This is a genomic window from Streptococcus cristatus, assembly GCF_001578775.1.
GTDB lineage: Bacteria > Bacillota > Bacilli > Lactobacillales > Streptococcaceae > Streptococcus > Streptococcus cristatus_A.
The window spans coordinates 1,104,567-1,127,488 of the sequence record NZ_KQ969062.1 but is presented as its reverse complement, the minus strand read 5'-3'; the positions used below and the strand labels follow the sequence as shown (position 1 = coordinate 1,127,488).

Below are 22,922 nucleotides of genomic sequence, written 5' to 3'. Positions count from 1 at the left end.
GAGCGTTTGATCAGCAGATACTTTCCGTCTTTCTCAATCAAGGTATGAGCGATTAACTTCACCACCATAGCTGTCTCCTCTCTTAGAAAACAAAAAAGGACTCTCACGAGTCCAAGCTTTAGTCATCCACCCTGAGAGAATCGAACTCCCATCTCAAGAACCGGAATCTTACGTGATATCCATTACACTAAGGGTGGCAACTTATTTATTATAACTAATTTTTCACAAAAAAACAAGCCTAAATAGCTCCTTTTATAAAATTCTTAATGTAGATCAAATCAAAAAGATTAACTTTCTTTGAAAGTTAATCTTTTTAATTTCTTATTTCTTTTCAATATGATCCGCTAGTTCTTCTTGGGCTTTTTTGTTAGATTCCAACGTTTTTTCTTGCCATTTCTTCTTAGCTTCTTCATATTCTTTGGTCGTTACAATCTCACTTCTGAGCTTCGTATATTTAAAGTTGAAGCCAGATCCCTTGATTCCAACGAGTGAATAGGCACGACTGAAAGGTTTGGACTTACTTACAGAAGGACTACCGCCTCCTGAAATGGTCGGCATGATAATCCCACTATCAAGCAACCAAGCTTGTGCATCCGCATATTTTTCATAGCGAACTTTCACATCTGTCGTTTCAGCATTTGCTTCTTCCAACATCTTAGTATAAGTGTCCAAGCCCAACTCTTTCATCTTGTCCATATCTTGACCTGGCTCAAAACCAAAGTTTTGCAAGCTAGCGCCATTATTGACATTTAGAGTATCTAAGTAGGTAGATGGGTCTTGATAGTCAGCTGACCAGCCTCCTGTATAGAAGTCATAGTCCTTTTGAGCTGCAGTATTTGCAAAATAGGTGATGTTGTTCAAATCATCCACACTAATCTTCTGCAGGTCAATCACTACATTTTCTGCACCCAAGGTTGATTCAATTGATTGTTTTACTGAACTTGCCCATTGGATACTCACCTTGTCAGCCTGGTCTACAGGAAGGTCCAAATGAATTGGGAATTGAACTCCCTTAGACTCTAAAGCTTCCTTAGCTTTAGCAAATCTTGCCTTGGCTTTTTCTGGATTATAATAAGCATCTTGAGCATCTGTCAGGTCGATATTCGCCCATTCTGCACCATAATTCACTAATTTAGAAGCAACAACTTGGCCAAATGTTTGATCACCAATTTGAACAAATGTTGGAGGAACAAGCGTATTTCTCAACAGCTTGGTAGCTCCATCTTTACCATTACTTTGCGCACCATAAGAAGTCCGGTCAAGGGCAAAATTGACGGCCTGACGGAAGTCCTTATTTAAAACTGCTTCTTTTGTTGCATTCTTTTGATCATCACTTGTTTTGGAAGTGTGATTGTATGATTGACGGTTGAAGTTGAAATTAAAGTAATATGAGGTCGCATCCTGTGGGCTATAAAGGATATTGTCCGCATATTTCTTCTTAACTGCCGCAAATCCTGAAGTATTCGGATAGAGACGGGCACCACTATAAGCACCATCACTGAAGTTGCGAATTAAAGATTCTTGGTCTGATCCATCATAGTAGGTTAATTTGACATGTTCTAGACTGACCTTGTCTTTATCGTAATAATTTGGATTCTTAACGAATTCCATAGACGATTTAGAGGTCAAAGATTTCAAAAGGAAAGGACCGTTGTAAAGAATACTTGATGGATCAACAGAACCAAAATCTTTTCCTTTAGACTTCAAAAATTCTTCATTGACAGGGAACAAGATATTATTCGTCGTTTTAGAGTTCCAATAAGGCTCTGGGCGTGTCAGCGTGTATTGAACAGTATAATCATCTACTGCCTTCACTCCGACTTTTGAAAAGTCTTTTTCGTCGCCTTTGACATAGGCATCCAAGCCACTAATCGAGTCTTGAATCAGGTAAAGGGCTTCAGACTTCTGGTCAGCCACATATTTAAGTCCAGTCACAAAGTCTTGAGCTTTCACACTTGCGACTTCTTCGCCATCAACATTGAACCACTTAGCATCCTTACGAAGCTTATATGTGTAAGTCAGGCCGTCTTGAGAAACTGTCCATGATTCTGCAAGAGAAGGAACTAGATTTCCATATTCATCATTTTCCAAAAGACCATCCACAAGGTTTGTAATAACGTCTGATGTAGTTGCACGGTTAGTGGTCAGGTAGTTCAAGCTGTCTGGATCGCTGGCATAAACATAAGAATATGTGGTTGTGCTGGATGAAGATTTGCCACAAGCTGACAAGAGTACTCCTGCACTGAGTACCACCCCAGTAGCTAAAAGCATTTTTGATACTTTCATAAATACACCTCCAAAAATCGAGAGAAGCCTAAGAATAAGAGAAGTAAAAATAAAGCTGTTCCTTTATTTGATCCAATATTAATCTTAGTCCAATTTCCATGTTATATTTTATAACATAAACTATTATACCAAAATTATAATGAAAAGTAAATAGAAGAATCAGAGAGTGATTATGGAAAATTTCTGAAAACAGCCTCCAACCGATACAATTGACAAATATACAGATTAAGCATATAATAAACTCAATGTAAGCAAACGAGGAAATCACCGTGAATTCTAATTATATTACCCGCCTCAAGCGCTCCGAGGGACAGTTAAGAGGCATTCAAAAAATGATTGAAGAGGACAGGGAATGTTCAGATATTCTCACACAGTTATTAGCCGTCCGCTCCAGCGTTGACCGTGTTATTGAGATGGTTATCACTGAGAATTTAACGGATTGCCTAGAAAATCCATCTGATGATCCGAAAAAACAAAGGGAAAGAATAGAGAAAGCTATTCATTTTCTGGTAAATCGAAAATAAGAAGACGAGGAAAAAAGGATTCAAGTAACGACTTAAATCCTTTTTTCTTTTATTCCGTCTCTCCAGACCAAGCGTTCATGCCACCTGATACGTTGGTCACATCGAAGCCCTGCATGGCAAGAAATTGGCAAGCAGTCGCTGAACGCGCACCTCCTTGGCAAATGACATAGTATTTGTAGTCAGGATCCAGCTTTTTATAGCCAGTTTCCAACTCACTAAGCGGAAGATTTCCAGCATTTGGGATATGACCCGCTTGAAATTCATGTCTTTCGCGCACATCTACGATGGCCAATTGTTCAGATTGATACTGCTTTTCTAAGTCAGCCGCTGATATAGTTTTCATTTTTCTACTCCTTCTGGTTTTACCTTTTTATACAAAGCATAAGCTCCGTCTAGATTTTTCACTGCAAATCCTGCTTGTTTTAAGATTCGCTCGGCAATATAGCTGCGTAGACCGCTGTGGCAGCTCACGATATATTCTGCTTCTTTATCCAGCTCATCCAAGCGTTCTCTGAGTTCATTCAGAGGAATATGGACTGTCTTGTCCGCCTTTAGGCGTCCTTGCTTAAACTCATTGAGCGTCCGAACATCTAAAAAGACTTTCCCGCTTGCCAACTCGTCTTCCAGCTGGTGCCATTGGATATTTTCACTCAAGCCTTCCGCTAGATTCATAGCTGCATAGCCAAGCATATTGACCGGATCCTTGGCTGAGCCAAAAGGTGGTGCATAGGTGAACTCCAGCTCTGGCAAATCAAAAATCGTGAGATTGCCCTTGATAGCTGTCGCCAAAATATCAATCCGCTTGTCAACGCCTTTTTTACCCACACCTTGAGCACCATAGATTTTTCCAGTTTTTGGCTCAAAGAGCAATTTCAAGGTCAAGTCAGTCGCACCTGGATAGTAGCCTGCATGATCCTTACCGCTGACATGAATCGCTTGATAAGGCAGCTGATTTTGCTGAAGGAAACGCTCGTTCAGGCCTGTGGAAGCGGCTGTCATGTCAAAGATACGCACAATAGCCGTACCAATGCTTCCCTTATTCTTCCGCTCCAAGCCAGCAAGCACATCTGCCACCTGACGTCCTTGTCGATTAGCAGGCGAAGCTAGAGCAATCAGGGCATCTTCACCAGTGATTTCCTGCTTGACAAGGATAGCATCGCCGACTGCAAAAATATCTTTCTGGCTTGTTTCATAATGCTCGTCGACCAAGATGCCCCCACGAAGACCTGTCTCAATGCCTGCTGCCTTAGCCAAGCTATTTTCAGGCTGGACTCCGACAGAGAGAATGGTCACATCTGAAGCCAATTTTTGTCCATTTTCCAAGACAATCACTTTGCCATTTTCTTCGAAGCAAGTAGCTGACTGGGAGGTGATGACCTTCACTCCCTTATCGACTAATTCTGCTTGGACAAAAGCTGCCATTTCCTCATCAAGTGGTGGCAAAACATGCGGCGCTTTTTCTACGATTGTCACATTCAAGCCACGCTTGCGCAGATTTTCAGCCGTTTCCAGACCGATAAATCCAGCACCGATGACAACAGCCTCTTGAGGCTCTTCATCCAAGGCTAACATGATCTGATCCAAGTCTGGGACATTGCGCAAAGTGAATACATTAGTTGCTTCTGAAAGTCCTTCAATCTCAGGAATAAAAGGCTTCGCTCCCGGTGAAAGAATCAGCTTATCATACTGCTCTGTGAACTCTGAACCGTCATGAGCCACCGTTACTGTATGATCTTCAGGCGAAATCTTCACCACCTCATGAAAAGGTCGCACATCCAAGTTAAAGCGTGCCTTGAGACTTTCAGGCGTTTGAACCAAGAGAGCGTCTCGCTCCGCAATTTCACCAGAAATATAATAAGGCAGACCGCAGTTCGCAAAAGATACAAAAGGACCTTTTTCAAAAATCACAATTTCAGCATCTTCCATCAGCCGTCTTAAACGTGTTGCTGCAGACATACCGCCTGCAACTCCACCAACGATAATAATTTTCATTGTTTAACCCCTTCTACTTAAATGGTTTTCCCTGTCCAAGCGCTCATACCACCGCGGACATTGACAACATCATAGCCCTTTTTCTTCAGCTTTTTCGCTGCCATCTTGCTCCGCATGCCTGAATGGCAAATAACGTAAATCGTCTCCTTTTTAGCTGGAGCAAATTGCCCAATTTGGCTCAAAGGAACATTCTGGGCCACTTTGATATGTCCTCTACGAAATTCGGATGGTGTCCGTACATCAATTAGTTGGATATTGGACTTCAACCGCTTCTCCAACTCATCCGTTGAAATACTATCTATTTTTGTAAAAAAATGAAACATATTTTTTCTCCTTTATACCCCTATAGGGTATATTGAAACACTAAGAAGAGAAAATGTCAAGGAAAGGATTTCAAAACTAAATAAATCAGCAGATTTTGCCGATTTATTTTTTAAAATTTAAAACTGGAATTTTTCTTTTATCCGCTTCTTTTTCGGTTCTTGTCTTTGTTACCCAGTCCTCGATGGCCTTAATTTCCTCATAAGCAGTACTTTTAATTAAAATTTGATACAGCTCTGGATTCTTCAAAATGCTATCAGGATCAAAAGAAATTTTAAACTCTCTGATTGGCTGCTTTTTTATAAACAGGAGCAATTTCTTTATTGATATTGACTTTAATTTATACAACTCTCTATATATGTATTCACGAAACTCTAGTCCTACTGATGAATTAATATCTATATTTTGTGAAAAATTTGTACGTAAATATAATTTTTCAATTACTAAATTCTTAGGAAGCTCTATAAGCTTCCCTTGAATATCCTTGAAAAAATTATTATACAAATAAAATACTAAACTATTATATGGAAGAATTGGGGTCCACTCATCAAAATCTCCTCTCCCATCCTCATCAATCCTTAATTTATAGTTCTTAGCATAGAACTTCAGTGGATCTCTTCCTTCATTTCTACGTTTTAATTCTTCTAAAACAGGCAGAAAGAGATTGTAGTTTAACTTTTTCTTATTAAATTCTTTATCTAATTCAGCATAATAATCTATAGTAGTTTCAATCAAACGATCATTCATATCTTCAGCAAGAAAATTATCTTTAAAAAATTGTTCTTGGCTTTCATCATACAACTCATATAAGTAGTTTGCCGCGTAAAGTTCTTGGAAAATATTATGGACAAAATAGTAAGATCGTCCTTCTTTATGTATGATACATAGACGGGTTATCAAATCAGCAAGCAAATCTTCAGCTCTTGTTGAAGATTTGCCTTCTTCTTTTAATACCCTATCTAGCAAAGAAAGAATCTCACTTTCTGTAAACTCTGATTTCTTTCCATTATTTTCAAAATAAGTGAGAAAACAGAAATAAGAAATCACTCGCATCATAGTAGACTCAGATAAGTCGGTCTTAAATTCTGTACTCAGAGCAACTAATTTTGAATGATCATGTTCTTTATATAGCAGTCGGTAAGAATCTTTGATAAATGTAGCTTTTTCAGTCGGAAAATTTGCATTTCTTTCAAACATTTGTAGCATCAAGAAAAGCAATATAGGGTTTTCTGCAAATGATTGATATTCATCATATAACTTTTCTTCTAAACTCTTGATAAATCGTTCAAACACCTCTTCTCTTGGCTCTGATTTAGGCAATCTACTGATACGCTTTATTAATGCTATCGCTTCGCCTTTACTCAAGCCATTCGTTTGGTAGGGATGAAATAAAGAAGCATTATTTATATGATTAAAAAGCAATTTTCGGCTAGTCACAAGGATTGGATTATTAGAATATTTAGTGGCTAATTCTTCTATCTCTGTCGCCGCTTGTTCCATATTATTTGAAGCTATTTCATCAAAAGCATCCAAAAGAAAAATAAAACGCCCTGTTTTGGCCATATATTCAAAATACTTAAATTCTAAATCAAACCCTAATACTTTAGCTTCTTCATATATAAAATTTAAAAATTCCCTTCTTTTCTTCGAATCAAAATTATATTTCCTCAATTCAATATAAATGGGAATTCTTTGATTATTATTACTCGTAGCTTTTTCAATCTCCTTAAGAAAAAAGTACTTCAGCATGGTTGATTTACCAATGCCACCATATCCATAAATCCAAGCATTATCCGATTCTTGTAAAATATTATCTAAATCAGCAGTATAACATCTCACATGACTTATTTCTGATTTTAAATAAGTGGGCTGGAAAATAGAAAGCAAATCGATATTATTTGTACCGCTTAACACAAACGGAATATTCTTCACTCTCTTAAATGAACCCTCAAAATAGGAAGTAAAACTTTTATTAAATCCAGTTTCAAATTTTTCCCAATTATCTACACCAAAGTCCACCAATTCATCTTTTAATTGAATCAACGTATTATTTAACAAAGCTGAAATAGCTAAACCCAGAAATCCCATATTGCCCTCCTTATAATATCCTTATAACAACTCTATTATACAAAAAAAACATTGCATGTAGCAACAATTTCTTTTAAAATGATTTCACAAAAGGAAACGATTCCATTTTTTCCAAAAATAAAAATCCCAATCTTGAGACAGGGATTTTTATCAATAATGAATTATTTCGCAATTGGGTAAACTGATACTTGTTTCTTATCGCGACCTTTACGTTCAAAGCGTACTACGCCTTCAACTTTTGCGAACAATGTATCATCTCCACCGCGGCCAACGTTAACACCTGGGTAGATGTGTGTACCGCGTTGACGATAAAGGATAGATCCTCCAGTTACAGTTTGTCCGTCAGCTGCTTTAGCTCCAAGACGTTTTGCTTGTGAATCACGTCCGTTTGACGTTGAACCTCCACCTTTTTTGTGGGCGAAAAGTTGCAAGCTTGCAAGATTCATTTTTAACATAGTGTTTTTCCTCCGTGTTAGTTTTCTGTGATAACTCTGGTTTGGACGAACTCAGAAGAGTTCTCCGATAAGTTTGCCATTCCCAAGAAAAATGATTCAAAGAAAAGCTGAGTCATTTCTCTCTGATGCGGCGGAATATCCATAGGGATCTCTACTCGTAAATATCCGCCTTCTTCTTCGTTTAATTCTAGGATTGGTTCGTAGCCTGCAAATTTTTCAATTGAATTGATGAAATTTATGGCAAGCGTAGAAACCGATGCACACACGACATCAAAGCCGTATTCGCCACTTCCGGCGTGTCCAGTAATTTCTGCACTCCTCAGCTCGCCATCTTCGGCTTTCTCAAAGACTGCCTGTATCATGTGTTCTCCTGTAAATTAAGCGTTGATTGCGTTGATGACAACTTTAGTGTAAGGTTGACGGTGACCTTGTTTGCGGTGGCTACCTTTTTTAGGTTTGTATTTGAAAGTAACGACTTTCTTTTGTTTTCCTTGTTTTTCAACAGTTCCAACTACAGTAGCTCCAGAAACAAGTGGAGTTCCGACAACAGTTTTATCACCACCAACAAGAACAACTTCGTTAAAAGTCACTTCTTGACCAGCTTCAACATCCAATTTTTCAACGTAGATAGCTTGACCAACTTCAACTTTAACTTGTTTTCCGCCAGTTTTAATGATTGCGTATGTGCTCATTATGCACCTCCTATGATTTTTTGGGGTTTCCCCGTATTTTTGTGAAGACTCGCCTAGCATCGTGGGACGAACCACTTTATACTCACTATGTGAGCAACGATGTTCGAGCGGTTGCACAGGCCGTGCATAGTCAACATTCTTAGTATAGCACTTCTACTAACCTTTTGCAAGTAATTTTATTTAATGAAAACGGATTTTCACGTTTATTAAATTTTTAATGAATAAATACAATCTGTCCTTTGTTATTTATTTCTACATCAACTATAGCAGGTGTCTTTAGTTCCGATTTTAAGTTTCGAGCTAAACTTTGACTGGAGTTTGCAATGTTGACTGTACGCTTGCCAGTTCCAGTGTTAATCGTTAAGGTGACACTGGAATAACCAGACTTTCTAGTTCCAACATAAGTATCTATCTCAGAAAGTACGGCCATCTTAGTTACTGTTTCTTGATTTGTAAAATAATGGTATCGCCAAACACCATTGCTAATGCGGTATCCAGCATAAAAGGGGATTACAAGGAAAATCATGGGTAAGCCAAGTACAAGGCCAAGAACACCGTTGACACGTCCATTCCTAAATAGATAAGCCCAAGAGTTTTTGAAAGCCCCCTTCCATGAACCTGCTTGAACCTTGTTTTTGTAGAATCCAAATAGGATAACTCCCAAAAATCCTATGATAACCAAAAAGTGAATACCAAGTCCTAATAAATAAGTCCAACTTGGTTCCCCACCAATCAAAGCATTATCTTGTCCATCTTTCCAAGACAATGCCCGCATGAGCCCACTCAAGAAATAATCCCACTCGTTCATAAATATTCCCTTTTATCTTCAGTATCAATGGAAATAGCTTCCAGATTCTTTTAGCAAAAAGATACTCCGTAAACTCTTATAACAAGTCCTCAATCAGCTCGTCAACTTCATCAGTCTCTGCTTGTGGTCTGATTTCTGTAATCATGATGCCTGCAACGGCACGCTCTACCAAACCTTCAACATCTAAACGAGCTTCGTACTGCTCTGTATTCTTGATTTTTGGATTAGTTTTAGGCCGATCTGGAGCAAATATAGTACAGCAGTCTTCAAATGGCTGGATAGAGATTTGGAAAGTATCGATTTTTTCTGCAATATCGATGATTTCCAGCTTATCCATAGTCACAACAGGACGGATAACCGGTGTATTGGTTACGGCATTGATAGCCTGCATACTCTCGATGGTTTGACTGGCCACCTGACCTAGACTTTCTCCATTGATAATGACTTGAGCCCCCGTTCCTCCCGAATTCGGTCTGTAATACGCATCATAAAGCGACGGGTCAATGTCATCAGGTAGGCTTCTGGAGCCTTGGCCTTGATTTCCTCCTGAATCTCTGTAAAAGGCACTTCGATAAACTGGATATTGCCGCCAAACTTAGTCAATTTTCTTGTCAAATCTTGAGCTTTTTTCAAAGCACCTGGACTGGTGTAAGGCGGACTAGCAAAGTGAACCGCCTCGATATCCACACCGCGCTTGAGAGCCAGATAGCCCGCCACTGGTGAGTCAATGCCGCCAGACAGCATGAGCATACCCTTTCCTGAAGTGCCGACTGGTAGTCCCCCAGCACCACGAATCGTCTCATAAGAGATATAAGCCGCTTCTTCACGAATCTCAACGCGAAGATCAATATCTGGCGCTTTCATTTTGACCTGAACATTTGGAATGGCCTCAAAAACAGCATCCCCCAATGTCTGATTGAGCTCGCGGCTATCCAATTCAAAGCTGTGATCACTGCGTTTGCTGGAAATCTTAAAGGTCATACCTTCTTGATAGACTTCCTTCATGATGGTTTGGACAGCTTCGATTAGGGCTGGTACAGACTTTTCGATTTTGTAAGACGGCGAGAAATTCTGAATCCCAAAAATCTGCTTGAGCGATTCAGCGACCGGCTGATAGTCTGTTCCATGCAGATAAACATGGGTCCGGTCACGGTCAGCCTTGACATGGACCTGCGGATAGACTGACAAAACAGCCTGGATATTGCGTTTGAGTTTGTTGATAAAGCGCATGCGGTTCTTGCCCTTAGTAGACAGCTCACCGTAGCGGACCATAATTTCTGAATATTGCATTGTTTACCTTACTTTTCTGGTTTTTTCGTAAATAATTTTAAAAGTTGTTAAAAACTGCTCCATCTGGCTCATATTGTTGTCAAGATCTAAACTGATACGGACAGCAGTTTGAGCCAGAGACTTTTCGACGCCCATAGCGATTAAAGTTCCCGCTGGCTTTCCAGCCTTAGAAGAGCAAGCACTGGTAGTCGAGATATAGATCTCGTAGTCTTCAAATGCATGGACGACGACTTCACCTCGTACTCCCTTGATACCAAGGGTCAGGATATGAGGCGCAAAATCTTCCAAGCCTGAGAAGACCACCACATCTGGATACTTCTGCAGTTCTTCAAGGAGAATCTTCTTCATCTGAGACGTCCGCTGGGCAAATACTTCTTGCTTTTCCATGGACAATCGCAGAGCCTTGGCTGTGGCTGCAATACCGGCTAAATTTTCTGTTGTGGAGCGCTTATCCGACTCCTGGCCGCCACCATTCAAGAGCGGGCTGATTTTCTTGCCAGACTTGATATAGACAAATCCTACGCCCCGGACACCGTGAAATTTATGACTGGAAAATGTCGCAAAATCCACGCGATCCGTCAGATAAGCAGCTGTTGGAATCTTCGTGACAGCCTGTACAGCGTCCACATGAAAGGAAATAGTTGGCTTATCTGCTAGCAGTTCAGATATCTTCTGGATAGGCTGAATACTGCCGATTTCGTTATTGACAGCCATGATAGAGATCAGAGTGGTGTCTGGTCGAATCAGCTCCGCTAGCTTGTCTACCTCAACAAAACCTGCCTTATCTACTGGCGCAAAATCTATTTCAAATCCCTGACTCTGCAACCAGAGGGCTGATTCTTTAACCGCTGGATGCTCGATGTTAGATACAATGATGTGTTTGCCAAAAGGAATCTTTTCAAAAGCAACTCCCTTAAGTACCCAGTTGTCCCCTTCTGTTCCTCCAGACGTAAAAAAAATCTCCGATGAAGACTTGCCTAAAAGCTCTGCTATTTGCCGACGAGAGGCTTCTAAGAGACGGGTCGCCTGGCTGCCCAAAATATGCAGGCTAGAAGGATTACCCCAGATTTTAGAAGCCACTTCTGTATAAGTCGCCAACGCCTCTGGATAGGGCTTGGTTGTCGCTGAATTATCTAAATAAATCATCTTTTTCCTCTGTATTTATCAGTAAAAATCAATACTCCTATTGTAACACGAAACGAGCCTAGGAACAAGAAAAGGGCGCAGTTCCTACCTGATAAATTTAGGAACCGGCCCTGAAGACGATTACTTTGCCTCGCCAATCATATCTAATTTTTTTAAATAATCTTCAATCAAGAAGGCTGTCTCTTCAATTGATTTATCCGTAATATTGATGACCTCCGTCTGATATTTTCTAAAGACTTCTTTGGAATAGTCTAATTCCTGATAAATCTTCTCCAAATCTGTGTAACTGGTCGAGTGGGACAGCCCCAGCGAATTGAGGCGGTTGCTACGAATTTTGACTAATTTTTCTGGCTCACAGACCAGACCGACGATCCTACGCTTGTCCACCTTGTCTAAAACTTGAGGAAGCGGAACTTCTGGAATCAAAGGCAAATTGGAAACTTTGTAGCCCTTATTGGCCAAAAAAATGCTGAGAGGAGTTTTTGAAGTCCGTGAAACTCCTAGTAGAACTAGATCCGACTCCAAAAATCCTTGCGGAGATTTTCCATCATCATATTTTACTGCAAACTCAATCGCTGATATTTTATTAAAATATTCCGTATCCAAACGGTGCAAAGTTCCTGGTATCTCAATCGGGCTAATCCCAGTCTTTTCTCCTATGATTTCAAAGAAAGGGTGCATGAGATCAATGTAGGCCAGCTTGTGGTTTTGGCTAAATTCTCTAGCTAGTCTAGCTAATTCTCCATTTACCAAGGTACTGATGACCAAGGCATCATCTTTTAAAGCATCTTGCAAAATTTCCAGCAATTCTTGCTCCTTATCTATAAAAGGAAAACGGTAGCTATTGTTAAATGTCAAATCTGGATACTGCGCACTTACAGCTGACAAGAGTCGCTGCGAGGTTCCTCCTAAAGAATCCGAAATGCTATATACAATAATCTCTTTCTTCATTGTCACTACTCCTGTCTCTTTACTTCCGCTTGGCGCGCTTCCTGAATGATATAGTCCAGCAGAGCTGTCTTAGTCACCGTTCCTAAAATCTTGCGCTCATTATCTTTCTCTACCACCGGCAGAGAGTCAATGGCAAAATCCTGCAAAAGAGCGGCCACTTCCAGTATATTCATATCCTTATGGCAGGTTCTAAGATGAGGCATCCGCGTCATACAAACTGCAATAGGCGTTGTTCCGATACTACTGGATAAAGCCGCTCGTAGTAAATCCTTGCGCGAGACAATTCCTAAGAGTAACTTCTTTTCATCAATGACATAAAGAACATCCGCGTCATACATAAAGAGCCTTATCACCGCATCCTGTATGGAAGTGTCTTGAGGCACCAAAACTGGAGAAACCATAATATCTTCCGCTTTCTTGCGAAAAGTGTCAAAGAAAAATAAGGTCTCTAAATCATTTCCTGAATAAGTATAGCCAACCTTTGGCGTCGCTTTTAAAATGCCAACCAGCGTCAAAAAGGACAGGTCTGAGCGTAAAGTTGCTCTAGAAATCTCCATCAGTTCTGAAATCTTTTCTCCGCTGACTGGCTGCTCTTTCTTGACAATGTCAACAATCTGCTTTTGGCGTGCTGATAATTCCAATGCAATATGTCTCCTTTTTAGAGATAGAATACTCTATTTTTCATCTTTTTCGTCATATTATATCATATTTTTATCTTATATCAATGAAATATAACGATTTTTTCCTTTGACAAATATATGTGATGTATATTAGAATATAAGCAAGATATATATGACGCATTTTTGTCTATTTGGAGGTAAGATATGACGAAATGGATTTATTCCTTTGAGGAAGGACGAGCCGAGCAAAATGCTCTTTTGGGTGGCAAAGGTGCCAATTTAGCTGAAATGACCAATTTAGGATTACCAGTTCCGCTGGGATTCACCATTACGACGGAAGCCTGTATGCGTTTTTTAAATAAGCCCTCCTTTTTTGAAGAAAATTTAAGAGAGAATATTTTGCAGGCTATTTCTGAACTGGAGCAAAAAACCGGCCAATGCTTCTCAGGAAATGAAGAGGAGCAACTGCTAGTCTCTGTTCGCAGCGGCGCCAAGTTTTCTATGCCTGGCATGATGGATACGATTTTAAACTTGGGACTGAATGACCTGCGAACCCAAACCTTGGCTTCCAAAACCAATATGGCTTTTGCCTATAATTGCTATCGCAGGCTGCTCCAGATGTATGCAGATGTCGTTTTCCAAATTCCAAAAGAAGACTTCGATCAGTTGCTCTCCTATTTTGAGAAGAATGCTGGTAAAACTGCCAACGACTTTAGTTTGGAAGAGCACCAAGCTCTTATCGATCAGTACAAGCAGCTGTATCGCGAGCATTATCAGACTTTTCCTCAAAATCCTAAGGAACAACTCTTCGCTGCCATCAAAGCTGTTTTCCGCTCTTGGAATAACCCACGCGCCCAAGTCTATCGCAAGCTCAATCAGATTCCAGAAGATTTGGGAACCGCTGTTAATATTCAAGTCATGGTCTTTGGCAACTTTGATCAAGAAAGCGGAACTGGAGTGGTCTTCACTCGAAATCCAGCAACAGGTCAAAAGGGCCTCTTTGGCGAATTTCTTTTAAATGCCCAAGGAGAGGATGTCGTGGCTGGTATCCGTACGCCCGAACCCATTCAACATCTGCAAGAAAAGATGCCAGAAGCCTATGCTGCTTTTCAAGAATATGCCCGCATCCTTGAAGATCACTATAAAGATATGCAAGATATCGAATTTACAATCGAAAAGGGCAAGCTCTATATCCTGCAAACCCGTAATGGTAAGCGAACAGTCAAGGCTGCTTTGAAAATCGCTCTGCAATTAGTAGAAGAAGGCAAGATAGACAAGTGCGAGGCCATTCGTCGGATTAGCCCGGCTCATATCAATCAGCTGATTCACCCAGTCTTTGATGAAAATAAGCTCCAGCAAGCGACAATTTTAGCGCAAGGATTGCCAGCCAGTCCCGGTGCTGCAACAGGAAAAATTGTCTTTACTGCCAAGCGAGCCAAAGAACTACATGAAGCTGGCGAAAAAGTTGTGCTGGTCCGCCAAGAAACTTCTCCCGAAGACATAGAAGGAATGATTGTCAGCCAAGCAATCGTCACTAGCCAAGGTGGAATGACCTCACACGCGGCAGTTGTCGCCCGAGGGATGGGAACCTGCTGTGTCGCAGGATGTGGAGATCTACTTGTCCAAGAGGATAGCAAGACCATCCAGTGCCGAGATATCTTGCTCAATGAAGGAGATATTCTATCCGTAGATGGTCGGACTGGTTTTCTTTATCTGGGTCAAATCCCGACGGTCTCTGTAGAAAATGATCAGGATCTGCAGCTCTTGCTGACTTGGGCTGATGAAATAGCTAAACTTACAGTCCGCGCCAATGCTGAAACGATTCAAGATTTGCAAACCGCTATTAGCTTCGGAGCGCAAGGTATTGGACTAGCAAGAACCGAGCATATGTTTTTCGGTGAGGAAAGAATCCTGCAAATGAGGAAATTAATTCTGGCCGAAAACGAGATAGAAAGACGGGAGGCACTTGCCCATCTCCTTGATTACCAAGCAGAAGACTTCTATCAGATGTTCCAGACTGTTGGTGAAAAACCCATGATTGTCCGTCTACTGGATCCTCCTATGCACGAATTTCTCCCGAAAGACCATCTAGAAATTGCCCTGCTGGCTGAAAAGCTCAATAAAAAAGCTAGTCAACTAGAAAGAAAAATCACGCAATTGCAAGAAACAAATCCTATGCTTGGCCATCGCGGCTGTCGCTTGGGAATTACCTTGCCAGATATCTATAAGATGCAAATAGAAGCTATCTTTAGCAGCGCCATTCGACTGCAGCAAGAAGGAAATCCAGTCCGTCCTGAAATTATGATTCCGTTGATTGCTACAAAATCAGAGCTTATCTATCTCAAAGAGTTGCTCATCAAGCATATCGAATGGATTTTCAAAAAGTATCAATGCCCTCCATTCCCATATGACATTGGTACCATGATCGAACTGCCAAGAGCCTGCTTCATTGCTGATCAGTTGGCTCAGGAAGCCGACTTCTTCAGTTTTGGAACCAATGACTTAACCCAGATGACTTTTGGTTTTTCAAGAGACGATATCGGAAAATTCCTCAATGATTATAAAGAAAAAAAGTTGCTGACGCAGGATCCCTTCCAAAGCCTTGACCAAGAAGGTGTCGGCCGATTGATGAAATTGGCCATTGAAAAAGCTCGCCAAGTAGATCCAACCTTGTCCATCGGAGTTTGTGGCGAAGTTGGCGGTGATCCAGCTTCCATTCCTTTCTTACAAGAAATCGGAGTCACTTATGTCTCCTGCTCCCCTTATCGAGTCCCAGCAGCTCGGCTAGCTGTGGCCCAAGCTGCCCTTAACTCTGAAACAACTCCAAACTAACTCTAACATTTTGATAAAACAAACAGCTCTAAGAGGCTTATCTCTCCGCCTTTTAGAGCTGTTGTTCTTCATTCTTTTGTGTGCGTTTTCATTTAAAAAATTCAGATTTTTGGAAGACTTTTCTAAATAAAAGACGTATAATAAATTAAGAACGAAAAGGAGCGACTTTTACATGGAAAACTATTCTCGCAAAGAAAAAAATAACAGCACTTCAAATCGAAAACCAGCTAGTCAGCATATCAAAACTGGCTTTTCCGCCCTACAAAAGACTATTGCTACAATTGCCAGTCTTCTTTCAATCGTCATTGCTTGCTTTACCATCATGAACCTTATGAACAACAATGACTCAAAATCAAAAACTGATACAGGCAACTCGACAACAACTACTACCATCATCAAAGAGGTAGAAAAAGAGTCTACATCTGTTAGCTCGACTCCAACAGAAACTTCTGCTGCTACTGAGACCGAAACATCATCAAGCTCCTCAAGCGCAGAAACGAATACGAGCCATACAACTCCTTCCACTGATAGCAGTTCGACAAGCCAAGACCAGCATACAACAACAGAGTCCAGCACTCAAGCATCCAACTAAAAACTCTATTCAATCTATCCAAGAAAGCCTGAATTTTACTCAGGCTTTTTTCTGTTGCCAGCCTTCTTTTACCATTTGAGAAAAATTCTTGGTATTTCCCTGATTTTTGGAACCAAAAAAGCTGTGAGTCCAAGAAGCCTCACAGTTTTTCCAGAAATCAAAGTTCCAAAATTTGATAATCATAGCCCAGATGAGTCAAGAACTTAAAAAGATCTCGGGTCGCGACAAAAATCGTCTTTTCATTGGTATTGGGATGAAAAGTCATGATATCCTCTGATACAATGTCCTTATCAAAATAAACTTGAATATCTTTTTCTTCATTATTTAACAAACCAAAAGGTGATACCGTTCCTGGTGGCAGCTGCATTTTTTCATAGAGGGAATCCGCTGAAGCCATGCGGATGCGGTTGGCTGAGACCAAGTCTTTAAACAAGTCCATATCTAGACTCTTTTGGTCATCCATAATCAGCAGATAATATTGAGTTTTCTTCTTATTGGTCAAAAACATAGTCTTAGTCCGAACGCCTTCGATTCCTTCGATATAGGAGTCGGCTTGCTCTGTGGTAAATGCAGGTGGATGCTCCACCACATCAAAGGGGATCCCCAACTCTTGCAACTTATTAGCCACTTGTTGATAAGCATCCATAGTTTTCCTCCTTTATTGATGAATAACCTTTTGTACCAATGCTTGCAATTCTGGCACTACTTCTGCCTCAAACCAAGGATTTTTCGCCATCCAGATTTGATTTCGGGGTGATGGGTGTACCAAGGGAAAAAAGTCTGGCAGATAGTCTTGATAATGCTGAACCGTCTCGGTCAGCTTGACAGTACCTTTTTGATGCAGATAATATTTTTGAGCATACTGGCCAATCAAGATAGTCAACTCAATATCTGGTAGGAGCTCTAAAATCGGCTGATGCCATTTCTCAGCAAAGCCCTTGCGAGGCGGTAAATCTCCAGACTTACCATGCCCTGGGAAATAAAAATCCATGGGTAGAACCGCAAAATATCCAGACTGATAGAAAGTTTCCTCATCAACACCCAGCCACTCTCTCAGTCGGTCACCACTCTTGTCCTTCCAGTAAAGCCCCGCCTGCTGGGTTTTCAGGCCTGGCGCTTGACCGACAATATTAATCCGAGCATTCTTAGGCGCTGCAAAGAGTGGCTTAACGCCCTGCTCTGTGAAAGTTTGATTCTGTGGGTCAGCTATAATAGCCTTGGTAATATCTTCTATTGTCCGCATCATATTTCCTTCCTTGAAAAGAAACTCACCTGACATAGCCAAATGAGTTCTTATCTTATTTGATCAATTCGTAGATAGCTTCCGCATAGATAGCAGCTGCACGGAATAGATCTTCAACATCAATAAATTCATTGGCTTGGTGCATAGTATCGATATAATCTGGGAACATAGCTCCATAAGCAACACCACGTTTCAAGAGGCGTCCAAAGGTACCACCACCGATAACTTGCTCATGACCTTTCAGTCCAGTTTGTTTTTCATAAACAGCCAGCAAGGTCTGTACCAGCGGATCTTCCATCGGTACATAGTGAGGAGTATGGCCATGCTCAGACAAGGTCACTTTGGTAACTGGCAGCTGCTCCAACACATTCTGAATAGCTTCTGGACTAGTTCCCTTAGGATAGCGAATATTGAGGGCAATTGTATTGTCCACCTTGCTTTCGTCAAAACGGAAAACGCCCGCATTCATTGACAGAGCTCCCATCTTCTCATCCACATGAGCGATCTTTAAGTTCTTACCCTCATGGTCATTTAGAAGAATATTTCCAGCCACATCTAGATAATCCTTAGCAGGACCCGCAAAGTCAAATTGCGTTAGGAATTTGGCCAAATAAGTTGCACCATTGACACCAGACTGAGGAGAAGCACCGTGCGCAGACTTACCGATAATGGTCACAGTGACTTGGCCACCAGCTAGTTCTTCATAAGTAAAGTCTAGCCCATTTTCCTTAGCAAACTGATTCAATGTATCAACTAGATTTGGCAAGTGACCTGACAAGACAGCTGTACCAGACTCAGGTACCATGTTCTCCCGCAAACCGCCAGTAAAGCTATGCAGGCGTGCTGCGCCAGCATTTTCACCAGCAAAATGCAGGTACTCTGTAATATTTCCTTTTTTCACCATTGATAATCGGGAACTCAGCGTCTGGCGAGAAGCCGAAATCAGGCTCAGGCAGGCCTACATGAGCAAAGTAGTACTCCATATCTTTCCAGCCAGACTCTTCATCTGTCCCCATTACAAAGCGCACGCGCTTAGAAACAGGCAAGCCCAATTCCTTGATGATTTTCAAACCGTAGTAACATGCCATAGTTGGTCCCTTGTCATCACTAGAACCACGAGCATAGAGACAGCCATCCTTAATCGTCGGTGTATAAGGGTCTGTATCCCAACCACTTCCAGCAGGTACCACATCCATATGGGCAAAGATCCCCAGTTCTTCTTCTCCTTGACCAAAAGTAAAGTGACCAGCATAATTGTCCACATTTTGAGTCGGATAACCATCACGTTCAGCAATTTCCAAGAACTTATGCAAGGCCTTTACAGGACCAGGTCCAAAAGGATGCTCCTTGTCTGCCTTTGAGTCATCCCGCTCTGAATTAATTTCTAAAAGGCTGAACAAGTCCGCCAACAGAGCTTCTCTACGTTTTTCAACTTCTGCTTTAAAATCAATTGTCATTTTCTCACCTCTATAAAACACTTTGATTTAAAATAAATATTTTGAATTAAATCAAACCATCAAAATCTTACTTTATTAACGCTTTTCGATAATCTCGTCAACTGGTAAACGATAGCTAGGCTCTAGCTTGTCATCTGTATAACCAACAGTAATCAAGAGTTCTGGACGGAAACGCTCATCAATCTCCAAAACTTCGTTAACTTTTGATTTATCAAATCCCAGGATGATATTTGAACCAATACCTTGGTCAGTCAAGGCCAAAACAAGGTTCATAGCTACTAAGCCAGCATTAAGGACCAAATAATCACTCTTTTGTTGGTCATTATAGCGAGCAAACTCAGCTGGCAAATTTTGCATATAAAATTGCAGCTGCTCATCAGAAAAATTTCTTACCCCAGCGACACGCGCGATCTTGCGTGCCCGCTTAGCCAAATCCGTATCTGTAAAGAGGGCAATTGTCACTGGAGCTTCCTTGATTTGCTCTTGGTTAGAGCCAAAGGTAATACCCGCTAAAGCTTCATTTCGCTCACGCACTACTACAAACTTCCACGGCTGACTATTATGAGCACTTGGTGCCAAGGTCGCAATCTCAATAGCTGTACGGACATCCTTAGGATCTACCGGTTTATCATTGAAATGCTTAGTCGCATGACGCTTTTTGTTTAATTCAAGAAATTTCATAATTGGTTTCCTTTTCTAATTTCTGTTACTCTTATTTTACCACAAATTGAAAGAGCTTGCAGAGGTTTTTCACGAAGTTGTGCAGCCATATTTTCCTATTCCATTGCTAGTGAAATCATACTAGCCTGAACTTCCATAAATTTGTCTTCAAATTGTGTCATTGTTACATTCCTATTTGTAAAATCTTCACGCAATAAAGCAAATTTTTTCAACTTCAGACGGATTTGATTTTTCTATAGGTATCATGGTTAACTCTCTATTTTGGTTCGCTTCTTTCCCATTATGCCACAAAAGACCGTTTACACGGTCTTGCTTTATATATTAACTATCTAACCTTACCAAAGGCTCCGCCACTTCTAACAAAGGTCGGGATGGCTCTGTTTGATTGAGTTTTGCCTGCACAGCTTCTGCCACCGCTCGCGGTACGCCCACTTCGACGATTTCATCGACACTGGCTTCTTTAATCTTGGTCAGTGATTTGAAATGTTTCATGAGATTTTGCTTACGTTTTGGCCCCAAACCTTCGATGCCATCGAGTTGCGATGAGAAGGAATTCTTAGAGCGAAGCTGGCGGTGGAAGGTAATGGCAAAGCGGTGGACCTCATCTTGGATGCGCTGGAGGAGGAAAAATTCCTGAGAATTACGGGACAGTTCTACGACTCGAAGAGGATCGCCAAAGAGCAATTCATGGGTCTGGTGCTTGTCATTTTTTTGCAGTCCAGCGATAGGAATATCCAGCCCCAACTGGTTCTGGATAACTTCTTTAGCAATATTGACCTGACCCTGTCCACCGTCAATAACAATCAGATCTGGTGGCGTCAGCCCGTCACGAATCACCCGACTATAGCGACGCTTGATAACTTCTCGCATACTGGCGTAGTCGTCCGGCCCTACCACAGTCTTAATCTTATATTTGCGGTAATCCTTCTTGCTAGGCTTACCATTGACAAAGACCACCATAGCCGATACGGGACTAGTCCCCATGATGTTGGAGTTATCGAAAGACTCAATCCGAACGGGTGTCGGAATATTCAGGAGCTTCCCTAGATTTTCGATAGCGCCCTGCGTTTTCTCAACGGATTTCTCCAAAAGATCAAATTTCTGCTGGAGGCTGACCCGAGCATTCTTAATAGCCAGATTGACCAGCTGTTTCTTCTCGCCTCGCTGAGGCTTGACTACTTTCGTATCCACAATTGCTCGGACGGCTTCTTCGTCAATGTCTGCTGGAATTAAGATTTCATTGGGCTTGAGATGGGACTTTTCTTGGTAAAACTGGCCAATATAGGTCAGGAAATCTTCGTCGGGATCATTGTAATAAGGGAATAGATTGACATCACGCTCAATCAACTTGCCCTGGCGCACAAAGAAGACCTGCACACACATCCAGCCCTTATCCACATAGTAACCAAAAACATCACGATTCTGCAAATCCTTAGCCATAACCCGCTGCTTAGTACGCAAGGTTCCAATAGCTTGAATCAGGTCACGGTATTCGGCCGCCCGTTCAAACTCCATGGCTGCAGCTGTTTTATTCATCTTCTCACGTAGCTCATCGATAATCTTATCGTCCTGTCCCTTGAGAAAATCCGACACTTCCTGAGCCATATTCTTGAAATACTGGCTATCCCGCTTGCAAATCGTATGGGCTTCACATTGCCCCAAGTGATAATAAAAACAGACTTTCGCAGGTGGATTGGTACATTTTTTGAATGTAAAAATGCGATCGAGCAGGCGTTTGATTTCATTGGCTGCACCGACATCTGGGTAGGGGCCAAAATAAAGCCCACCATCCTTTTTAACTTGGCGCGTGATGATCAGACGCGGATAGACTTCGTTGGTAATCTTAATAAAAGGATAGGACTTATCGTCCTTGAGCATGATATTGTACTTGGGCTTATTTTCCTTGATTAGATTGATTTCTAGGAGCAAGGCCTCAATATTAGACTCAGTAACAATAAACTCAAAATCCTCAATCTCGGAAACCAGAGCCTCCGTCTTAGTATCGTGGCTACCACGGAAATAAGAACGAACCCGATTGCGGAGATTCTTGGCTTTGCCGACATAGATAATAGTACCGTTTTTGTCCTTGTGAATGTAACAACCGGGACTGGTCGGCAACAGTTCCAGCTTGGTTTGAATTAGCTTGTTTGTAGACATATTTTCCCAAAACCCTATCTTTTCAATAGAAATTTTTCATTTTCCTAGAACATGCACTGTTACAAATGTTTATTTCTAGGTTGGTAGATCTTAGACTTACTTTGTTTCTCGCGCTCTTTTTTCTAACATTTTCTTTATGAAATAAGGCATTTTGACATTTTCTCTGCCCTTTTTCTCTATTAACTTTTTGACAAATTCAGGCATTTGAAGTTCTTCTGTTTCGCTTAAGATTTGATTACTTTCTTCTGAAGGAGCCAATTCGTCAAAGGTTGTTTCTTCTGGATGCATGTATCGAAGCTCTTCTGTTTCATGCTGACGAATAGTTGCTAATAATGCATCAATCAAACGGGAGTCTGTGTTCGGCATTGGTGGACGATGATAAACCACACCGAGTTCTTGGCACAATTCCTGACACTCCACATCATTATCAAACAGTACCTCGATATGTTCGCTGATGAAACTGATTGGGACAAAGATATAATGTTGCGGGTGGTTCGTTTGATCTCGGAGATATTCTAAGACATCTGGCTTGATCCACGGCAAGCCAATATCGCTTTCGCTCTGCCAAGTATTGGTATAGTCAGATGGAGCAAGGCCTAGCCGATGTGCAATCAACTGTGAGTTTTCAATAATCTGATCAATATATGGATCTTCAAAATCAAGGGCTAAAACTGGCACACTGTGAGCTGAGAAGATGACCTTAAAACTTTCATCTTTGACTTGTGTTTGCAGAATTTTCCTGATTTCTTCCTCCCAAAAGCGAAGCAAGTCCTCAGCCTGATACCAT

At 41.1% G+C, this 22,922-nt stretch carries 20 protein-coding genes, 1 tRNA gene, 3 pseudogenes and 1 other annotated feature; of the genes and pseudogenes, 3 read left to right on the top strand and 21 right to left on the bottom strand.

Annotation, left to right across the window (positions count from 1 at the left end):
• The 3 genes and pseudogenes from SCRDD08_RS11915 to SCRDD08_RS05630 all read right to left on the bottom strand — a co-directional run.
• A pseudogene (locus SCRDD08_RS11915) lies at positions 1 to 68 on the bottom strand (NUDIX hydrolase); the annotation flags it as partial.
• Positions 69 to 125: 57 nt separating this feature from the next.
• A tRNA-Arg gene (locus SCRDD08_RS05635) sits at positions 126 to 197 on the bottom strand.
• Positions 198 to 321: 124 nt separating this feature from the next.
• Positions 322 to 2,286: a peptide ABC transporter substrate-binding protein gene (locus SCRDD08_RS05630; protein ID WP_061422787.1), complete on the bottom strand. Its 1,965-nt coding sequence runs from the start codon at positions 2,284 to 2,286 to the stop codon at positions 322 to 324.
• Positions 2,287 to 2,555: 269 nt separating this feature from the next.
• Here SCRDD08_RS05630 and SCRDD08_RS05625 point away from each other — a divergent pair, with 269 nt between their 5' ends.
• Complete coding sequence (locus SCRDD08_RS05625) at positions 2,556 to 2,810, top strand: metal-sensitive transcriptional regulator (RefSeq protein ID WP_015605027.1); 255 nt, start codon at positions 2,556 to 2,558, stop codon at positions 2,808 to 2,810.
• 49 nt (positions 2,811 to 2,859) lie between these two features.
• On the opposite strand, the gene SCRDD08_RS05620 is transcribed toward SCRDD08_RS05625, so the two are convergent.
• From SCRDD08_RS05620 to SCRDD08_RS05565, 12 genes and pseudogenes are all read right to left on the bottom strand, one after another.
• A complete protein-coding gene (locus tag SCRDD08_RS05620) occupies positions 2,860 to 3,153 on the bottom strand; it encodes a rhodanese-like domain-containing protein (protein WP_061422786.1) in 294 nt (97 codons plus the stop codon).
• Positions 3,150 to 4,802: an FAD-dependent oxidoreductase gene (locus SCRDD08_RS05615; protein ID WP_061422785.1), complete on the bottom strand. Its 1,653-nt coding sequence runs from the start codon at positions 4,800 to 4,802 to the stop codon at positions 3,150 to 3,152. The genes SCRDD08_RS05620 and SCRDD08_RS05615 overlap by 4 nt, the downstream gene beginning before the upstream one ends.
• A gap of 17 nt (positions 4,803 to 4,819) precedes the next feature.
• On the bottom strand, positions 4,820 to 5,125 hold the full coding sequence (locus tag SCRDD08_RS05610; RefSeq protein WP_061422784.1) for a rhodanese-like domain-containing protein: 306 nt from the start codon (positions 5,123 to 5,125) through the stop codon (positions 4,820 to 4,822).
• Between the two features lie 103 nt (positions 5,126 to 5,228).
• Positions 5,229 to 7,211 (bottom strand): NACHT domain-containing protein, encoded by a 1,983-nt coding sequence (locus SCRDD08_RS05605; RefSeq protein ID WP_061422783.1) that lies wholly within the window; start codon positions 7,209 to 7,211, stop codon positions 5,229 to 5,231.
• A gap of 161 nt (positions 7,212 to 7,372) precedes the next feature.
• The gene (gene rpmA, locus SCRDD08_RS05600; RefSeq protein ID WP_005590406.1) at positions 7,373 to 7,666 is read right to left on the bottom strand and encodes a 50S ribosomal protein L27; all 294 of its coding nucleotides are present in this window, start codon (positions 7,664 to 7,666) and stop codon (positions 7,373 to 7,375) included.
• A 17-nt stretch (positions 7,667 to 7,683) separates the two neighbouring features.
• Positions 7,684 to 8,028: a ribosomal-processing cysteine protease Prp gene (locus SCRDD08_RS05595; protein WP_005590407.1), complete on the bottom strand. Its 345-nt coding sequence runs from the start codon at positions 8,026 to 8,028 to the stop codon at positions 7,684 to 7,686.
• 15 nt (positions 8,029 to 8,043) lie between these two features.
• Entirely contained in the window at positions 8,044 to 8,358 is a 315-nt protein-coding gene (rplU, locus tag SCRDD08_RS05590; RefSeq protein ID WP_005591928.1) for a 50S ribosomal protein L21, read from the bottom strand.
• 35 nt (positions 8,359 to 8,393) lie between these two features.
• Positions 8,394 to 8,481: a sequence feature (ribosomal protein L21 leader region), on the bottom strand.
• Between the two features lie 91 nt (positions 8,482 to 8,572).
• A complete protein-coding gene (locus SCRDD08_RS05585) occupies positions 8,573 to 9,166 on the bottom strand; it encodes a hypothetical protein (protein WP_061422782.1) in 594 nt (197 codons plus the stop codon).
• A 76-nt stretch (positions 9,167 to 9,242) separates the two neighbouring features.
• Positions 9,243 to 10,456: pseudogene (gene thiI, locus SCRDD08_RS05580) on the bottom strand (tRNA uracil 4-sulfurtransferase ThiI).
• A gap of 3 nt (positions 10,457 to 10,459) precedes the next feature.
• Entirely contained in the window at positions 10,460 to 11,602 is a 1,143-nt protein-coding gene (locus SCRDD08_RS05575) for a cysteine desulfurase family protein (RefSeq protein WP_061422781.1), read from the bottom strand.
• Between the two features lie 120 nt (positions 11,603 to 11,722).
• A complete protein-coding gene (locus SCRDD08_RS05570; RefSeq protein WP_061422780.1) occupies positions 11,723 to 12,553 on the bottom strand; it encodes a pyruvate, water dikinase regulatory protein in 831 nt (276 codons plus the stop codon).
• 5 nt (positions 12,554 to 12,558) lie between these two features.
• Positions 12,559 to 13,194 (bottom strand): CBS domain-containing protein, encoded by a 636-nt coding sequence (locus SCRDD08_RS05565; RefSeq protein ID WP_061422779.1) that lies wholly within the window; start codon positions 13,192 to 13,194, stop codon positions 12,559 to 12,561.
• Positions 13,195 to 13,377: 183 nt separating this feature from the next.
• Here SCRDD08_RS05565 and ppdK point away from each other — a divergent pair, with 183 nt between their 5' ends.
• Both ppdK and SCRDD08_RS05555 read left to right on the top strand, forming a co-directional pair.
• Positions 13,378 to 16,005 carry a pyruvate, phosphate dikinase gene (gene ppdK / locus SCRDD08_RS05560; protein ID WP_061422778.1) on the top strand — a complete coding sequence of 876 codons (2,628 nt, stop codon included), beginning with the start codon at positions 13,378 to 13,380 and terminating at the stop codon, positions 16,003 to 16,005.
• Positions 16,006 to 16,177: 172 nt separating this feature from the next.
• Positions 16,178 to 16,597 carry a DUF6556 family protein gene (locus SCRDD08_RS05555; protein WP_061422777.1) on the top strand — a complete coding sequence of 140 codons (420 nt, stop codon included), beginning with the start codon at positions 16,178 to 16,180 and terminating at the stop codon, positions 16,595 to 16,597.
• Positions 16,598 to 16,754: 157 nt separating this feature from the next.
• Here the strand turns inward: SCRDD08_RS05555 and SCRDD08_RS05550 are convergent, their stop codons facing one another.
• The 6 genes and pseudogenes from SCRDD08_RS05550 to SCRDD08_RS11910 all read right to left on the bottom strand — a co-directional run.
• Positions 16,755 to 17,243 (bottom strand): prolyl-tRNA synthetase associated domain-containing protein, encoded by a 489-nt coding sequence (locus tag SCRDD08_RS05550; protein WP_061422776.1) that lies wholly within the window; start codon positions 17,241 to 17,243, stop codon positions 16,755 to 16,757.
• A gap of 12 nt (positions 17,244 to 17,255) precedes the next feature.
• Positions 17,256 to 17,840 (bottom strand): uracil-DNA glycosylase family protein, encoded by a 585-nt coding sequence (locus tag SCRDD08_RS05545; RefSeq protein ID WP_061423272.1) that lies wholly within the window; start codon positions 17,838 to 17,840, stop codon positions 17,256 to 17,258.
• 55 nt (positions 17,841 to 17,895) lie between these two features.
• Positions 17,896 to 19,297: pseudogene (pepV, locus tag SCRDD08_RS05540) on the bottom strand (dipeptidase PepV).
• A 75-nt stretch (positions 19,298 to 19,372) separates the two neighbouring features.
• Positions 19,373 to 19,978, bottom strand: coding sequence for a nitroreductase family protein (locus SCRDD08_RS05535; protein ID WP_061422775.1), 606 nt, complete (start codon positions 19,976 to 19,978; stop codon positions 19,373 to 19,375).
• 321 nt (positions 19,979 to 20,299) lie between these two features.
• On the bottom strand, positions 20,300 to 22,135 hold the full coding sequence (gene uvrC, locus SCRDD08_RS05530; RefSeq protein ID WP_061422774.1) for an excinuclease ABC subunit UvrC: 1,836 nt from the start codon (positions 22,133 to 22,135) through the stop codon (positions 20,300 to 20,302).
• Between the two features lie 96 nt (positions 22,136 to 22,231).
• Positions 22,232 to 22,922 (bottom strand): ferrochelatase (locus SCRDD08_RS11910; RefSeq protein WP_231089339.1); only part of this gene is annotated, 691 nt, incomplete at its 5' end.

Coding starts and splice junctions, on each gene's coding strand:
- SCRDD08_RS05630 (WP_061422787.1), bottom strand. CDS start 2,286: ATGAAAGTATCAAAAATGCTTTTAGCTACTGGGGTGGTACTCAGTGCA.
- SCRDD08_RS05620 (WP_061422786.1), bottom strand. CDS start 3,153: ATGAAAACTATATCAGCGGCTGACTTAGAAAAGCAGTATCAATCTGAA.
- SCRDD08_RS05615 (WP_061422785.1), bottom strand. CDS start 4,802: ATGAAAATTATTATCGTTGGTGGAGTTGCAGGCGGTATGTCTGCAGCA.
- SCRDD08_RS05610 (WP_061422784.1), bottom strand. CDS start 5,125: ATGTTTCATTTTTTTACAAAAATAGATAGTATTTCAACGGATGAGTTG.
- SCRDD08_RS05605 (WP_061422783.1), bottom strand. CDS start 7,211: ATGGGATTTCTGGGTTTAGCTATTTCAGCTTTGTTAAATAATACGTTG.
- rpmA (WP_005590406.1), bottom strand. CDS start 7,666: ATGTTAAAAATGAATCTTGCAAGCTTGCAACTTTTCGCCCACAAAAAA.
- SCRDD08_RS05595 (WP_005590407.1), bottom strand. CDS start 8,028: ATGATACAGGCAGTCTTTGAGAAAGCCGAAGATGGCGAGCTGAGGAGT.
- rplU (WP_005591928.1), bottom strand. CDS start 8,358: ATGAGCACATACGCAATCATTAAAACTGGCGGAAAACAAGTTAAAGTT.
- SCRDD08_RS05585 (WP_061422782.1), bottom strand. CDS start 9,166: ATGAACGAGTGGGATTATTTCTTGAGTGGGCTCATGCGGGCATTGTCT.
- SCRDD08_RS05575 (WP_061422781.1), bottom strand. CDS start 11,602: ATGATTTATTTAGATAATTCAGCGACAACCAAGCCCTATCCAGAGGCG.
- SCRDD08_RS05570 (WP_061422780.1), bottom strand. CDS start 12,553: ATGAAGAAAGAGATTATTGTATATAGCATTTCGGATTCTTTAGGAGGA.
- ppdK (WP_061422778.1), top strand. CDS start 13,378: ATGACGAAATGGATTTATTCCTTTGAGGAAGGACGAGCCGAGCAAAAT.
- SCRDD08_RS05555 (WP_061422777.1), top strand. CDS start 16,178: ATGGAAAACTATTCTCGCAAAGAAAAAAATAACAGCACTTCAAATCGA.
- SCRDD08_RS05550 (WP_061422776.1), bottom strand. CDS start 17,243: ATGGATGCTTATCAACAAGTGGCTAATAAGTTGCAAGAGTTGGGGATC.
- SCRDD08_RS05545 (WP_061423272.1), bottom strand. CDS start 17,840: ATGCGGACAATAGAAGATATTACCAAGGCTATTATAGCTGACCCACAG.
- SCRDD08_RS05535 (WP_061422775.1), bottom strand. CDS start 19,978: ATGAAATTTCTTGAATTAAACAAAAAGCGTCATGCGACTAAGCATTTC.
- uvrC (WP_061422774.1), bottom strand. CDS start 22,135: ATGTCTACAAACAAGCTAATTCAAACCAAGCTGGAACTGTTGCCGACC.